Annotated in this window: 14 protein-coding genes; 6 read left to right on the forward strand and 8 right to left on the reverse strand. The window is 67.2% G+C overall.

Annotated features, from left to right (window positions below):
* Nucleotides 1-16: 16 nt before the first annotated feature.
* Both ACH438_RS15885 and ACH438_RS15890 read right to left on the reverse strand, forming a co-directional pair.
* Complete coding sequence (locus ACH438_RS15885) at nt 17-838, reverse strand: tetratricopeptide repeat protein (RefSeq protein ID WP_397005614.1); 822 nt, start codon at nt 836-838, stop codon at nt 17-19.
* Entirely contained in the window at nt 835-2088 is a 1254-nt protein-coding gene (locus tag ACH438_RS15890; RefSeq protein WP_397005616.1) for an AAA family ATPase, read from the reverse strand. The genes ACH438_RS15885 and ACH438_RS15890 overlap by 4 nt, the downstream gene beginning before the upstream one ends.
* A gap of 435 nt (nt 2089-2523) precedes the next feature.
* Here ACH438_RS15890 and ACH438_RS15895 point away from each other — a divergent pair, with 435 nt between their 5' ends.
* Nucleotides 2524-3882, forward strand: coding sequence for a serine hydrolase domain-containing protein (locus ACH438_RS15895; RefSeq protein ID WP_397006035.1), 1359 nt, complete (start codon nt 2524-2526; stop codon nt 3880-3882).
* A gap of 27 nt (nt 3883-3909) precedes the next feature.
* On the opposite strand, the gene ACH438_RS15900 is transcribed toward ACH438_RS15895, so the two are convergent.
* Nucleotides 3910-5148 (reverse strand): helix-turn-helix domain-containing protein, encoded by a 1239-nt coding sequence (locus ACH438_RS15900; protein WP_397005618.1) that lies wholly within the window; start codon nt 5146-5148, stop codon nt 3910-3912.
* 456 nt (nt 5149-5604) lie between these two features.
* Here ACH438_RS15900 and ACH438_RS15905 point away from each other — a divergent pair, with 456 nt between their 5' ends.
* The gene (locus tag ACH438_RS15905; protein ID WP_397005620.1) at nt 5605-5805 is read left to right on the forward strand and encodes a hypothetical protein; all 201 of its coding nucleotides are present in this window, start codon (nt 5605-5607) and stop codon (nt 5803-5805) included.
* 84 nt (nt 5806-5889) lie between these two features.
* On the opposite strand, the gene ACH438_RS15910 is transcribed toward ACH438_RS15905, so the two are convergent.
* The 3 genes from ACH438_RS15910 to ACH438_RS15920 all read right to left on the reverse strand — a co-directional run bounded on the left by ACH438_RS15910 (nt 5890) and on the right by ACH438_RS15920 (nt 8947).
* Nucleotides 5890-6924, reverse strand: coding sequence for an aspartate-semialdehyde dehydrogenase (locus ACH438_RS15910; RefSeq protein WP_397005622.1), 1035 nt, complete (start codon nt 6922-6924; stop codon nt 5890-5892).
* Nucleotides 6925-7020: 96 nt separating this feature from the next.
* Nucleotides 7021-8286 (reverse strand): aspartate kinase, encoded by a 1266-nt coding sequence (locus ACH438_RS15915; protein WP_397005624.1) that lies wholly within the window; start codon nt 8284-8286, stop codon nt 7021-7023.
* A 73-nt stretch (nt 8287-8359) separates the two neighbouring features.
* Nucleotides 8360-8947 carry a dihydrofolate reductase family protein gene (locus ACH438_RS15920; RefSeq protein ID WP_397005626.1) on the reverse strand — a complete coding sequence of 196 codons (588 nt, stop codon included), beginning with the start codon at nt 8945-8947 and terminating at the stop codon, nt 8360-8362.
* 71 nt (nt 8948-9018) lie between these two features.
* Between ACH438_RS15920 and ACH438_RS15925 the strand changes: the two genes are divergently transcribed.
* The 4 genes from ACH438_RS15925 (at nt 9019) to ACH438_RS15940 (ending at nt 11793) form a co-directional block, all read left to right on the forward strand.
* Nucleotides 9019-9606: a TetR/AcrR family transcriptional regulator gene (locus ACH438_RS15925; protein ID WP_397005628.1), complete on the forward strand. Its 588-nt coding sequence runs from the start codon at nt 9019-9021 to the stop codon at nt 9604-9606.
* 30 nt (nt 9607-9636) lie between these two features.
* On the forward strand, nt 9637-9822 hold the full coding sequence (locus ACH438_RS15930) for a DUF1918 domain-containing protein (RefSeq protein WP_397005630.1): 186 nt from the start codon (nt 9637-9639) through the stop codon (nt 9820-9822).
* A 136-nt stretch (nt 9823-9958) separates the two neighbouring features.
* Nucleotides 9959-10519 carry an SRPBCC family protein gene (locus ACH438_RS15935; protein ID WP_397005632.1) on the forward strand — a complete coding sequence of 187 codons (561 nt, stop codon included), beginning with the start codon at nt 9959-9961 and terminating at the stop codon, nt 10517-10519.
* Between the two features lie 65 nt (nt 10520-10584).
* Entirely contained in the window at nt 10585-11793 is a 1209-nt protein-coding gene (locus ACH438_RS15940; RefSeq protein WP_397005634.1) for a low temperature requirement protein A, read from the forward strand.
* A gap of 40 nt (nt 11794-11833) precedes the next feature.
* Here ACH438_RS15940 and ACH438_RS15945 read toward each other — a convergent pair whose 3' ends face one another.
* Nucleotides 11834-12649 (reverse strand): ion transporter, encoded by an 816-nt coding sequence (locus ACH438_RS15945; protein WP_397005636.1) that lies wholly within the window; start codon nt 12647-12649, stop codon nt 11834-11836.
* Nucleotides 12650-12868: 219 nt separating this feature from the next.
* Nucleotides 12869-14497, reverse strand: coding sequence for a GMC oxidoreductase (locus ACH438_RS15950; protein ID WP_397005638.1), 1629 nt, complete (start codon nt 14495-14497; stop codon nt 12869-12871).
* Between the last annotated feature and the right edge of the window lie 45 nt (nt 14498-14542).

Genomic DNA, 14542 nt, shown 5'->3' on the forward strand with positions numbered 1-14542 from the left:
GACCGATCGGCGCCGGTCACCGAGGCGGCACGGCGGGGATTCCAGGAAGACCGCTCAGCGAACCACCCCAGGGCTGATATACCGGCACCACCGGCGACGGGGTGGTGTAGTGCGGCTCGCTACCGCTCGAATCCGTCGAGCAGCTATGCAACAGCAACCGGGCTATGAGAAAGAACGGCAGCAGGAACAACGTGCCCGCCATGGAACGCTTCGGACGCCGCACACGGGTGGCCCGAGCCTGTTCGGCACGTGCGGCCCGGTGCGCCCGCGCACGCCTGGCCGCCACCGCCGCCTTCTGCTCGGCGATCCGTTCGCGAGCGGCCTCGGCCTCCGCCGCCCGGACCGCCTTGGCCGCGGCGGCCTTTTCCTCCTCCGCCTCGATGACCGCGATCTGCGCCGCTATCTCGTCGCCGCGATCCGGATCCAGTTTCACGATCGTGCGCAAGCGCGTGATCGCCGCCCGCCGGCGGCCGTGCAACCAGTCCAGCAAAGCCAATTGCCGGATGACAGCGACATTCTCGGGATCATCGCGCAACTCGTCACGCAGTTGCGCCTCACCCCGCGCTATCGCCTCGGGATCGTCAGCACGCCAGCGCTGCTCGTCACAGGCGCGCAACCGCCACAGCAGATCGAGATCCGGCTCCGATGCCAGCGCGGTCGTGCTGAGGTCGAAGGCACGCTGGTATTCTCGCAGCGCGGTCAACGAGATGTGGGCGGCCAGGGCGAGGGCCTGGACATTGTGGGGATCGCCGGCCAGGACCTCGGCCGCCGCCTCGTAGGCCGCCTCGTAGCGTTGCAGCGCGAGGAGGGCGGCCGCCTTCCGCAAGGCGTCGCTCATCGAATCTTCTTCGCGCGCATGTAGGTTGCGAGTTCGTCGTAGGTGCCGTCGTTGTTGGCGAATTCGATGACGTTGCGGGCGGATTCGAACCAGGCCTTGGTGCTGGGGCGGATCTCGGCGAGGGCGTGGTCGATATCGGGCATGCCGACCGGGCGGACGATGCCGGAGCGGATCGAATCGGCCATGGCCAGTTGCGTTGCCGAGACGCACACATGGGCCAGGTCGGCGCCGGAGAAACCCTCGGTGCGCGCGGCCGTCGCCGCCAGGTCGATGCCGGCGACCGGGCGGTCCTTCAGGTGGTGACGCAGGATCGCCACGCGGGCTTCGGCATCGGGCAGGGTCACCAGGATCATGCGGTCGAAACGACCGGGGCGGCGTAGCGCCACATCGACATCCCACGGGTGGTTGGTCGCGCCGATGACGTAGACGCCCTCGTTGGCGCCCGCCACCGAATCCATCTCGGTGAGCAGCTGGTTGATGACGCCGCGCATATTGCCCGAGATCTGACTCCGCTTGTGGCCCAGGGCATCTATCTCGTCGAAGAACAGGACACAGGGCGCCTTGCGGCGGGCCGTCTGGAAGATCTGCTGCACGTTCCGCTCGGCGCGGCCGATGTACATGTCCAGGACGTCGGCGATCTCGATGGCGAAGAACGACGCGCCGAGTTCACCGGCGATGGCGGAGGCGAGGAAGGTCTTGCCACAGCCGGGCGGCCCGTACAGCAGCAGACCGCCGCGCGCGCTCGTGCCGAAAGCCTTGGCCAGCTCCGGGTTTCGCAACGGGCCGAGCAGGGAGAGCTCCAGCTGCTGCTTGACGTTGTCCATGCCGCCCACGTCGGCCAGGGCGAGACCGGGACGCTCGAAGGAGTCCACATCGCCCTCGGCGTACAGCTGCGGCTCGTCGCGCACGAACGCGGGCTCGATGATGTCGCCGACCTGCTGCTCGGCTGCCGCCCAGTCGTAGCCACCGCGCGCCGTGGCAGGCTCCGCCGTAGGCGAATCCGGCTCGGCCGCAACCGCATCGGCGGGTTCCGTCGCGCCCGCGGCCAGGGCGGCGGTGCTGCACTGTAGTAGATCGGCGAGCTGCACATTGTGCGGGTCCTGAGTAAGGGCCGTGGCACAGTGGGCCAGAGCTTCGGCATGCTGTCCGCGAGCGGCGAGGAGTTCGATCACGCTCAGCCGCACCGGCAGTAGATCAGGGTTGGTGTCGAGTACCGCCAGTAGGTTGGTGATCACCGAATCGTCGGGCAAAGCTCCCCCAGAGGTCGTGCAGTTCATCTGCGCCGAATGCTAATCCGTACGGGCGACAGCACACAGCAGAGTTTCTGCGGGGCAGACAACTCTCGTACCTCGCGGCTCCACCTCCCTGCGCCGGGGCCTTCGGCCCCCGAACCCCCAGGACAGGGGGTAGCGCACGTCACAGTCGTGCTGCCGGAATAGATCCGGACGGGGGTCGGTTATCCATCCTTGCCGGCGTCGGAACAGCCCCGGGCCGCACCCTTTGTCGCTACGAGCGACCACTCGCCGAGAGGCGCTTGTTGGGCGTCGGCTTCCAACTTCGCAGCTTCGGGCTGCGAGCGGACGCCGCCAGCATCCCCCCGTCTGGCGGCGTTTCGGTATTTCCGGGACGGTGTGGTTTCCGGGTGTTCGGGGTGGCGGCGAACTAGCCTGGGACGCATGTTGCGCATGCGCAGGGGGCTTGCCGGTGCGGTAGCGGTGACATTGGCGGTGGTGCTGGCGGCGGGCGGGTTGCTCGATGCCGGTGTGGCGCGGGCGAAGCCGGGGGAAATGCGGTGCGGTCAGCCGGTCGGGCGGGAGTTCGAGCGGGCCACGCCGGAAGAGGCCGGGCTGGATGCGGGGCGGCTGGCCGACGCATTGCAGTTCGCGGCGAGCCGGAATCGGTTGAACGTGCAGGTTTTCCGGAACAACTGCCTGATCGGCGAGGGGCCGAGCAATGCGGAAACCGGTCGAGTCGCGTGGAATGTCTGGAGCGTCACGAAGAGTGTCGTGTCGCTGCTCGCCGGAATCGCCTGGGATCGCGGCGAACTCGATATCCAGGCGCCCATCGGCCGCTACCTACCGGCCGGGCTCGGCGATGCCGCGCATCGCGCCATCACCGTCGAGGATCTGCTCACCGAGACCTCCGGACTGCACATCGGGACGATCACCGAGGGCATCACCGGCGTCATCCCGATCGACCCGTTCAGCGCGGTCCAGGCCCTCGCCGTCCCGTTCGACCATCCGCCCGGCACGACCTTCACCTACAGCCAGCGCAATGTCGACCTGCTCTCCTACGTGATCGAGCTGGCCGTCGGCGAACCATTGCAGCAGTTCGCCCAGCGGGAACTGTTCGGCCCCATCGGGATCCAGCGCGGCGACTACTACTGGGCGCGGGATCGTTCCGGGCACACCTACGGCTACGCGCACCTGATGATCCCGCCCGACGATCTCTCCCGGCTCGGGCTGCTGGTCTCGAACGACGGGGTCTGGCGCGGGCAGCGCGTCGTCTCGCACGCGTATCTGCACCGGGCCGCAACGCCATCCGCCACCGATCAGTGCTACGGCTACCTGTTCTGGGTCGGACCCGGCTGCGCCGAGAACCCCGGTTTCATGCCCGGCGATATCTACGACATGTCCGGGATGGGCCTGCAGAACGTCTTCTTCATCCCCAGCATGGGGCTCACGGTGATGTGGACCGGGTTCTTCGGCGTGCACACCACGCAGGGGCCGGTCGGCATCCTGGAGTACGGCGGCGAGCTCTCGCACGAGTTCTTCCGCCGGTTGCTGGCCGCGTTCGAGCACAGCCCGATACCCGATCCCGGCCCCTACGTGGAAGAGCCGGCGCAGTTGAACACCGCCGACTATCTCGACGCGGACATCGCGCTCGCGGTGTTCGGTGTCGGCCCGGACGCCTATCCGGGCTGTAATGTGCTGTCCTGCCTGAACGTTCCGCTCGCGCCACCGTTCAGCGACGCGCCGCCGGGCTGCCTGCTGCTGGCATGCGTCGGCCCCGATCCACGCACCCCGGGCATTCGCCGGGAGTGAGCGATTACGGCGTGACGGTCTCGGCTGTCACGGCGTGACGGCGGCTCGGCCCGCCAGCTCACGCAGCTCGTCCGCCGGCCGCCGGCCCGCGAACTGCAGCAGATCGCGCACCACTTCCCGCGCGCGATGATCACTGTGCACCAGTTCGGGCGTTAGTCGCTCGGCATTGAGCAAGGCGTCCAGCGCTTCCTGCGCCTGCCGCCGTTGCGCGTGCGCGCGGGCCACATCCACCAGGAAGCGAGCCTGCCGCTCCGGGGACAGCACGGAGGCGTCCACGGTGCGGGCGATGTCGAGTGCCTCACCGGCGTCACCCAATTCGACCGCCACCGCCACCGCGTGCACGGCGACACTGGTCGGCCCGAATTCGGTGTCGAAATCATTGCGGCCCTCGCCGAGCCGATCCGCGGCGGTGCGCGCCGCGGCCAGACCCGTGCGGGCGGCCGTCCGATTTCCGTCGGTCGCCGCGATCACCGCCAGCATGAGCTGCAGAGATCCGTAGAGCGACAACACTTCCGGACGGGTGCCGGTCTCCTCGGAGACCTGCGCCGCCAGGGCCGCCACCGATACGCGCGCCGCCTGCTCGGCCTGTTCCAGCCGTTGCAGGCGCAGGAAGGCCTGTGCCATGCGGTAGGTGCCGGCCACCACGCTGAGCGCGTCACCGGATTCCTCGGCCGCGGTCAGGGCGCGATCGGCCGCGACCCACGCCGCGTCGACCTCTTCCTGCCTGGTGAAGGCGGTCGCGGCCACTTGGTAGGTGCGTGACAGCAGGGTCAGCACCTCCGGCCGCTTCGCCGCGGAATTCCGGGCCGCGTGTTCCAGGTCCGGAATCAGTTCGAGCAGGCTGCTGCCCACTTCGACGAGACGCGATTCATGTGCCAGCTGCCACACGATATCCACGCGTTGTTGCAGCTCCGGCAACTGCTCGGCCGACTCGCGATCGGCCTCGTCACCGAAGAGTTGCTCCAGCGCGGGATGTCCGGTGAGCAGCAATCGCAGCTGTTCGAAAACCGCCGAGCCGGGCCGCTGCCCGTCGCCGCGATCCGCGGCCATGGGTTCGGCCGCCTCGGGCCGCAGATCCCGTACCGCCACTCCGAGCACGTCCGCCAGCCTTTGCAGGACCGACAGCCGCTCGACGGGCAGTACATCCCGCTCGACCTGCGACACCCAGCTTTCCGACCGCCTGATGGCGGCGCCCAGCTCTTTTTGCGATAGTCCCCGCCGCCGGCGCAACTCCGCTACCCGTGCCCCAAGGGTACTTTCGGCCACCGGGTCAAACTCCTTCTGCCTGATCGGCTTTCCCGGCCGTCACCGCCCGCTTGTTTCGCCGATGTCTACCATGCCCTTCTCCTTCCCGCCCTTTCTCCGTCCGGTTGGGATCTGCCGACAAGGATTCCAGACACCGCGAGCTTACGGCGCACAGTATGAAGTATGTATTTTTCTTATTGCACCGCAATTTTTCTGCGTTTAACGTTTGTAGGGACCCGTCGAACCAATCGGACGACAAGAGGTGGTCATGTCCGCCGAACTCTTCTTCTTCCTACTCGGCGCCGGAATCGGTGGTGCGGCAATGTGGTTCGCGGCCATCGCCGTCACGGCCACCAGGTATTCCGGCCCGGTGCCCGGTCCCACAGTGCAGAGCATCACCGCCCGGCTAGAACGCGAGGGTAGCTGTAACTCGCGCTCAGCGAAAGGCCAACGGCCAACTCATCGGGCACACTCCAGATGACAGCCACCCCGGATACCGGTGAAGTTCATGTGCGCCTGAGGTTTCCGGGCGGCATGATCTTGAACTATCGCGCCGAACGCGCAATTGCCGAACGCCTCGCAGCGAATTTACGCCCGCACTGCATTGAAGTGATCATTGACGGATTGGCGACCGACCCGTTCCCACCACTCCCGTGTGCCGAGCTGTGGACCGATTGAGAAGATCAATATGAAAACGGGCCGTTTGATCCTGAGAGATCAAACGACCCGCTTTGTCCGAAACGACGCAGTGGTCTATACCGTTCAGCGGTTCTGCAGCAGCACTTCCGCGATCTGAATCGTGTTCAGCGCCGCGCCCTTCCGCAGGTTGTCACCCGAGATGAACAGCGCCAGACCGCGACCGTCCGGCACACCCGGATCCTGGCGGATGCGGCCGACCAGCGACTCGTCGATACCGGCCGCCGCCAGCGGGGTCGGCACATCGGTCAGCTTCACACCGGCCGCGTTCGACAGGATTTCCTGCGCCCGCGCCACCGAGAGCGGCTCGGCGAATTCGGCATTGATGGACAGCGAGTGCCCCGTGAAGACCGGAACCCGCACGCAGGTGCCGCTGACCAGCAGCTCCGGCAGGCCCAGGATCTTGCGGGACTCGTTGCGCAGCTTCTGATCCTCGTCGGTCTCGCCGGTGCCGTCGTCGACCAGCGAACCCGCCAGCGGGATCACGTCGAAGGCGATCGGCGCGACGTACTTGACCGGCGCCGGGAAAGTGGCCGCGGACCCGTCGTGGACCAGCTGCTCCATGTCCGGGGCCACCGCGCGCACCTGCGACGCCAGCTCCTCCACACCGGCCAGGCCGGAGCCCGAAACCGCCTGGTAGCTCGACACGATCAGGCGCTGCAGGCCGGCCGCGTCGTGCAGCGGCTTCAGCACCGGCATGGCGGCCATGGTGGTGCAGTTCGGGTTGGCGATGATGCCCTTGATCAGATTGCGGGTCTGCTCCGGGTTCACCTCGGAGACGACCAGCGGCACCTCGGGATCCTTGCGCCAGGCCGACGAATTGTCGATGACCGTGACACCGGCCGCCGCGAAACGCGGCGCCTGCACCCGGGACATGGTGGCGCCGGCCGAGAACAGCGCGATGTCCAGCCCGGCCGGATCCGCGAGCTCGGTGTCCTCGACCACGATCTCCTGGCCGCGGAACGACAGCTTCTTCCCCGCCGACCGCGCGGAAGCGAAGAACCGCACCTCGTCCGCCGGGAAGTTGCGCTCCTCCAGCAGCTTCCGCATCACGGCGCCGACCTGTCCGGTCGCGCCGACGACTCCTACGCGTACGCCCATGGGCTGTAACCTTTCGACTTGCCCGGGAGCGCTGCGTGGTTACGCTGCGCAAACGCTGGGTGATGGAGTGGCGCCTCCGCGCTTGACCCGGTCAAGTCAGCGCCCCGTTCCGCCGTGCACGACCGCGACCTCTTCGCCGCCCAGATCGAAGGCCTTGTGCAGCACCTGCACCGACTCGTCCAGGTCGGTGTCCTTGACCAGCACCGAGATTCGGATCTCGGAGGTGGAGATGAGGTCGATATTGATGCCGGCCGTGGCGAGCGACTCGCAGAAGGTGGCGGTCACGCCCGGGTGCGACTTCATGCCCGCGCCGACCAGCGACACCTTGCCGACGTGATCGTCGTAGGCGACCTGCGAGAAGCCGATCTCGCCCTTGCGCTTGGTGAGCAGTTCCACCGCGCGCGGGCCGTCCAGCTTGGGCAGGGTGAAGGTGATGTCGGTCTTGCCGGTCTCCACCTTCGAGATGTTCTGCAGCACCATGTCGATATTGATCTCGGCATCGGCCACGGCGCGGAACACCTTGGCGGCGTAGCCCGGCTCGTCCGGAATACCGACCACGGTCACCTTGGCCTCGCTGCGGTCGTGCGCGACGCCCGTGAGGATTGCTTGCTCCAAGGGGATGTCCTCCATCGATCCGGTAATGATGGTGCCTGGTTTGTCCGAGTACGAGGAACGCACGTGGACCGGCACGTTGTAGCGGCGCGCGTACTCCACGCAGCGCAGCATGAGCACCTTCGCGCCGCAGGCGGCCAGCTCGAGCATCTCCTCGTAGCAGACCGAATCCAGCTTCTGGGCGTCGGAGACGATGCGCGGATCGGCGCTGAAGACGCCGTCCACATCGGTATAGATCTCGCACACATCGGCATTCAGCGCCGCGGCCAGCGCGACGGCGGTGGTATCGGAACCACCGCGGCCCAGCGTGGTCACGTCCTTGCTGTCCTGGCTCACGCCTTGGAAGCCGGCGACCAGCACGATGGTGCCCTCGTTCAACGCCTGTTGCACGCGGCCCGGGGCCACGTCGATGATCTTGGCGTTGCCGTGTGTGCCGGTGGTGATGACACCGGCCTGCGAGCCGGTGAACGAACGAGCCTCGGCGCCGAGCGAATGAATGGCCATGGCCACCAGCGCATTGGAGATGCGCTCACCCGAGGTGAGGAGCATGTCCATTTCGCGGGCCGGCGGAGCCGGCGCGACCTGCTGGGCGAGATCCAGCAGTTCGTCGGTGGTATCGCCCATGGCCGAGCACACGACGACCACGTCGTGCCCCTGCTTCTTGGTCTCGACGATCCGCTCAGCGACCCGACGGATGCGCTCGGCGGTGGCTACCGAGGATCCTCCGTACTTCTGGACGACGAGAGCCACGGTGGGAATCCTCCAAGATCGACAAATTGCTGCTACCGATGCACAAGACTACCGACCGAGGTCCACGAGATTTCTAGCTACCTCCTCCACCCCTGGTCAGCCGGGTGACAACGGTGCCGTTGCCGAACTCGCGGCGCTCCGTCACCGCGAACCGGGCCGGGCGGAAGCCGCCCGCGATCATCGGCGCGCCCGCGCCGGCGATGACCGGGTAGCTCTTGATGACCAGTTCGTCGATCTCGTCGGCGAGGGCGCCGGCCAGCCGCCCGCCGCCGCAGAGCCAGATGCCCAGGCCCGCTTCCGCTTTCAGCTCGCGGACGAATTCGACGGGATCGGCGCCGACGATCTCCAGTCGCGGGTCGCCGACGGGATCGAGGGTGCGGGAGAAGACGTACTGCTTCATATGCGCGTACGGGCTGACGATGCCCGCGGCGCGCGCGGGCTCGTAGGCGCCGCGCCCCATCAGGACGGTGTCCCATTCACGATTAGGGGTATCGACAGGCATCCCGAAGTGCGGGCGGAGATGGGTGGGCACCGACTCCGGGAAGCGTTCGTTGACCCAGGCCGCCTTGTCCTCGTCCTCCGGATAGAAGTCGTATTCGCCGTCCGGTCCGGCGATGTAGCCGTCGAGGGAGACCGCCACGTAATAGGTGAGCTTTCGCATGTTTACCGCTCCATCCGTAGTACTGTGACCGTAGTGGTCACGAATTTAGTACTACAGATGGAGTGGTGTCAATGGCTCGCACGAATCCCGAGCGACGACAGGCCCTGCTGGACGCATCGATCGAGGTCCTGGCCCGGGACGGCGCCCGCGGCCTGACCTTCCGCGCGGTCGACAAGCAGGCCGAAGTCCCCGCCGGGACCGCCTCCAACTACTTCGCCAACCGCGACGAACTGCTGGTCCAGACCGGGCACCGGTACTACGAGCGACTCGTCCCCAGCGCGGAAACCCTGGGCAAACTGACCGGCCCGAACCAGGGCCCCCGCACCCGCGAGACCATCACCGAGCTCATGACCGAGGTGGTCGAGCGCGTCTCCGGCTTCCGCGCCGGCTACCTCGCGCTACTCGAACTGCGGCTCGAGGCGGCCCGGCGGCCGGAGCTGCAGGCCCTGCTCACCGAGCGCGTGCGCGCCGATCTCGACTTCAATATCCGCAATCACCTGGCGTCCGGCATGCCCGGCGACGAGCACACCGTGGTGCTGCTCTACCTGGCGCTCAACTGGCTCATCCTCGAAAGGCTCACCCTGCCCGGCATATTCACCGAGGAGCAGGCCGCGGAGCTGGTGCGGGTGGCGGTGCAGCGGGCGATTCCGTCCTTGTGATGGAAGTCACGCGCGGCGAATAATGCGACCATGCGAGCAAGCGTCGGTGACCATCTGGTGATTCACGGCCGCAGTGTCGGCTTACCCGACCACACTGCGGAAATCGTCGAAGTACGCGGGGCGGACGGTGCGCCGCCGTACGTGGTCCGCTTCACCGACGGACGCGAGAGTCTCGTCTATCCGGGTCCCGATTCGGTGGTCCGGCGCCGGGATTGACCTTTACGGGCGGGTTACGTTGGTGTGCAGCGTGATTCGACATAACAGACCGACTGTCCGGTAAGAAGCATCGATCGAGCATGTTGACTCTCGAAGCGACGCTGGTCACAATCGGTCCCCGGATGGAGGGTTAGGTATGCGCACGAAAACTGATCACCGGTTCGTCATCGAGCTAGACCCCGACCAGGTGATGGACGCGTTGCTGATGGTCGAGCAGCTCCCCGATTGGTCACCCTCCCACCAGGATGTCCGCGTCGCCACCCGCGACGACCAGGGACGTCCACGCCGCGTGTACGTCTCGGCCAACCTGATGGGCCGCTCCGACCGGCAGGTCGTCGAATACGACTGCGGCGACCACCGCATCGCCTGGAAGGTGCTGGAGAGCAGCGCCGGCGGTGGCGGCAAGGGCTGGTTCGAACTCACCGAGATCGAGGACGGCGCCACCGAGGTCTGGTACCACGCCGAGGTCTACCTGCCCATCCCCGCGCCCGGCATGATCATGAAGCGCACCCAGCGCCGCGAGGGCGAGACCATGATCGCCAACTTCGTCGCCTTCGTCGAAGCCGTCACCGGCATCGAAGGACTCGGCGAGGTCGAGGAAGCGCCCTACGTCGAAGAGGTCGGCTACGAGCCGCCGGCCGTCGCGCCGCAGCGCGCGCACCGGCCGAATTTCGAGCCCGGCTTCGGGACCGCGTGACGCCCGCAGCGAACACGCGCATCTGACACCGGCTTTCGAGGCTCACACCCGGCAATATGTCCAGCATGCCCGGTGCGCAGCGAACCCGCATGATGTCGGTCTCCGAGAACGCCTCGGTGACCCAGCTGGAACTGTTCTTCGACCTGGTCGTGGTCTTCGCCTTCACCATGGTCACCGATCTGGCCGCACACGAGATCAGCTGGCTCAACATGCTCCGAGCCCTGGTCGTGCTGATGCTGCTGTGGTGGGCCTGGATCGGCTACTCGTGGCTGGGGAACGTGATCAAGGCCGACGAGGGCATCGCCCGCGTCGCCATGTTCATCGCCATGGGCGGCATGTTCCTCATCGCCCTCACCATTCCCGAAGCGTTCCATGACCTTCCGGGCGGCTGGTACGGGCCGCTCGTCTTCGTCATCGCCTACCTCGTGGTGCGGGTCGTGCACCTGGCGGGCATGCTCTTCGCCAGCTCCGAGGACGAACAACTCCGCGGGCAGGTGACCCGCTGGGCCGGCGGCTCGCTCACCATCGGCGGCGTCCTGCTGGTCATCGGCGCGCTCACCAGCGGCACCGCGCAGATCGTGCTCTGGCTCGCCGCACTCGCGGGCGACATGCTGTGGACGCTGTTCGCCGGCAATGACTGGCGGCTCAACTCCGCCTCCCACTTCGCCGAACGGCACGGGCTGATCGTCATCATCGCGCTGGGCGAATCCATCGTCTCCATCGGCGTCGGGGTGGCCGGGCTACCCATCTCCTGGTCCATCGCCGTGGGCTCGATGCTGGGGCTCGCCGTGACCGCGCTGCTGTGGTGGGCGTACTTCGATGTGGCGGCCATGGTGGTGGAACACCAGATGCAGCACGCGCAGGGGGAACGGCGCATCCAGATCGCGCGCAACTGCTACACTTTCTGGCACTTCCCGATGATCATCGGGATCGTGGCGCTGGCATTGGGATTGAAGAAGGTGCTCACCTATGTCGGCCAGGCGCAGGGGCATTCGCTGCACGACGCGCTGCACGGGATCCCGCTCATCGCGCTGTACGCCGGGCCGGCGATCTATCTGCTCGGGCTGGTCGGGTTCCGGCACTACGCGACCGGGGTGATCCTGACGCCGCGTCTGGTCGCCGCCCTCGCACTGCTCGCCCTCATCCCCGTGGCCACGCTGCTGCCCGCCATGGCGGCGCTGGGGCTGCTGTGCGCGGTGCTGCTGGTGCTGATCATCTGGGAGGTCATCCGGTACGCACAGCCGCGGGACGAGATCCGGCACGCCGAGGCGTGATTCGGAACGCTGCGCGTAACCCGGAGCGCGGGAGCCGGAGTCAGGGCCGCGGCGGCGTCACCGGTTGCCGCGGCTGCAGCCGGTTGTCGATGGCTTCGGGCACGTGCACGCCCTCGTGCAGGGCCTTCTTCATCTGATTCACGTTCTCGCGCAGCGCGTCCGCGACGAACTCGTCCGTGCGCGGATCGGCCAGCACCTGGAAGACGATGCGGAAGCTGGCGTCGGCGATGCCGCGAATGATGTCCTCGTGGAACGGGAAGTACTTGACCCGGCCCAGTTTCGGGTCCGCCCGGATCAATTCGAGGATCATGTGGTCGAGTTCGTCGCGGTTCTCCTCGAGGGCGCTCGCGATGTTCTTGGCGTACTGGCCCGTCCGCAACACCTCCGCGACCTCGTCCAGCACCGCCATGGTGACCGGCCGCTTCACCGCGTCCACGATGACGCTCACCGAGCGGTTCACCACGGCCGCGGTCACCCGGTCGCCGAAGGCGCGGTCGGCCACGCGGCCCACCCGGACCGCGATGACCACGAGACGCAGCAGCCGGAAGCCGCGGAAGAACGGGCTGGTGACCGGGATCATGCCCAGCACCTCGTACCAGTAGACGAACGGGAAGGTCCAGCTCCAGCCCTCCCGGCGCCAGCGCCACAGGAATTCGATCGCGAACACCGCGCAGATCGAATAGTCGAGGGTGCGGATCAGCCGATAGGTGTCACCGGAGACGTGGAAGAAGGTCACCCAGGTGACCAGTCCCACCGAGACCACGGCGAGCCCGAGCATGACGAAGTCCAGCCACAGCACGGGCGGCTTGTTCGGGAGTTCGTCGTCCTCCAGCACCGGGTAGGCGTCGTAGCTCACCGGGTCCCCTTCCACATCGAACGGTCCCGCCAGCGTAATGGCGATTGCCGGAGCATTGCCGGGTGTCGGGCAGGAAGACTCGACGCTCAGCCCCGGTCGTACGGGTATTCCGCGCAGCGACTTTCCCGCTATCGCGGCTTTCCGCCCGGCAGAAGTCCGCGCGGCAACTTTATCCACATGATGTGCACAGCCTGTGTGTTGTGCACAACCTGTGGGGTTCTACCGTCCCGCGCGGATGATCGCCTCGATATTGCGTTCCGCGATGGCGGCGATGGTGAGCGACGGGTTCACGGTCGCCGTGCTGCCCGGAATACCCGCGCCATCCATGACATACAGGCCCGGGTGACCGTAGACGCGGCCGTTCGAATCGGCGGCCTGCCCGAGCACCGCACCACCCAGCGGATGCGCGGTGAAGAAGGCATTCGCGTCATAACCGAGCGGCGTGTAATCGACCAGCGAACCACCCGCGGCGGCGATCTTGTGATCCACCGCGCGGCACGCCGCCAGCACCTGATCCTGCGCCGACTTCGGCCAGGTCAGGCCCACCGCATTGCGGCCCGGGTCGTAGCCGAAGCGGGCGCGGGTCGGATCCAGCGCGATACCCAGCGAGGCGACCGCGCCGGTCTCCACCGGAATGCCGGGGACATACCAGTTTTCGAGATGCAGCGGCATACCCGACTCGTCCAGAATGCGGCTGGCACTGGGCACGCCGCCGCCCGTGGTCGTCAGCGAGCTGACGCTGCGGGCCAGCACCACATCGCCGTTCGTGCCCCAGCCGTCGCCGACATGCTCGTTGAGACCGGGCAGGGCGCCGGTCGCCTGCGCGCGCACCAGCAGCTCCGAGGTGCCGACCGAACCCGCGCCCAGGAACAGGCGATCGCAGGTGAGCGTGCGGGTCGCCAGCACCTGTCCGGTCGGAGCCAGTTTCGTCACGGTGACTACATATTTGCCACTGCCGTCCTGGTCGATCGAATCCACCCGGTGCCCCGGGAAGATGCCCGACTTGCCGGTGCCCTCGGCGTAGCGCAGATAGTTCTGGTTCAGATCGAACTTGGCGCCATTGGAATTGCCGAGATTGCTGCGGAACGCGGTCGCCGACGGACGGCTCTGGCCGGCCAGCTCGGCGCGCACCACATCCCAGTTGAAGATCGAATCATTCGCCTGCGGTTCATAACCCGCGGCCCGCACCTGCTGATCCCAGATCCGCGAATGCGCGAACGGCGCCGAGCTGTACACATCCGGGGGCATGGCGGACAGCCGCAGCATGGACCGCACCCGCGGGTAGTAGACGGCATCCAGCTCGTCGTAGGAGACCACGCCCTGGAAGACGGAGTCGAACAGGTGCTGCGGCGGCTGGATCATGGCGCCGGTGAACACGATCGAACCGCCACCGACCGCGGCGGCACGCCACACGTCGATGCCCGGGTACTCGGTCACATCCAGCACGCCACCGAAATCGGCGAACGGCATGGGCACCTTGGTGACGCCGGTGAAGCTGGTGCGATGCCAGAAGCCGCGGCCGTCCGGCAGATCGTCACCGGTGAAGATCTCCCGCCACGGATCGTTCGGCCAGCGCGAACCGCGCTCCAGCACCGAGTTCTGCACGCCCGCCTCCGCGAGGCGCAGGGCGGTGACGGCGGCGCCGAATCCGGAGCCGATCACGATCGCCTCGGAATGGTCCAGTGGATCGGGCAGCGGGGCAAAGATTTCCGGCACCCACGCCTGGAACAGCGCATTCCACAATGGATTGGCCGTGGCGGCGCCCGCGCCGCGCATGACCGTCTCGGTCCCCACCCCGCCCAGCAGTGCTGCCAGACCGGCAGCCTTCAATACGGCGCGCCTGCGCAACGGCCACCTCCCTCATCATGTAATGGCCGCGCGCGAGATTACCGG

Source organism: Nocardia sp. NPDC020380, assembly GCF_044386975.1.
Lineage (GTDB): Bacteria > Actinomycetota > Actinomycetes > Mycobacteriales > Mycobacteriaceae > Nocardia.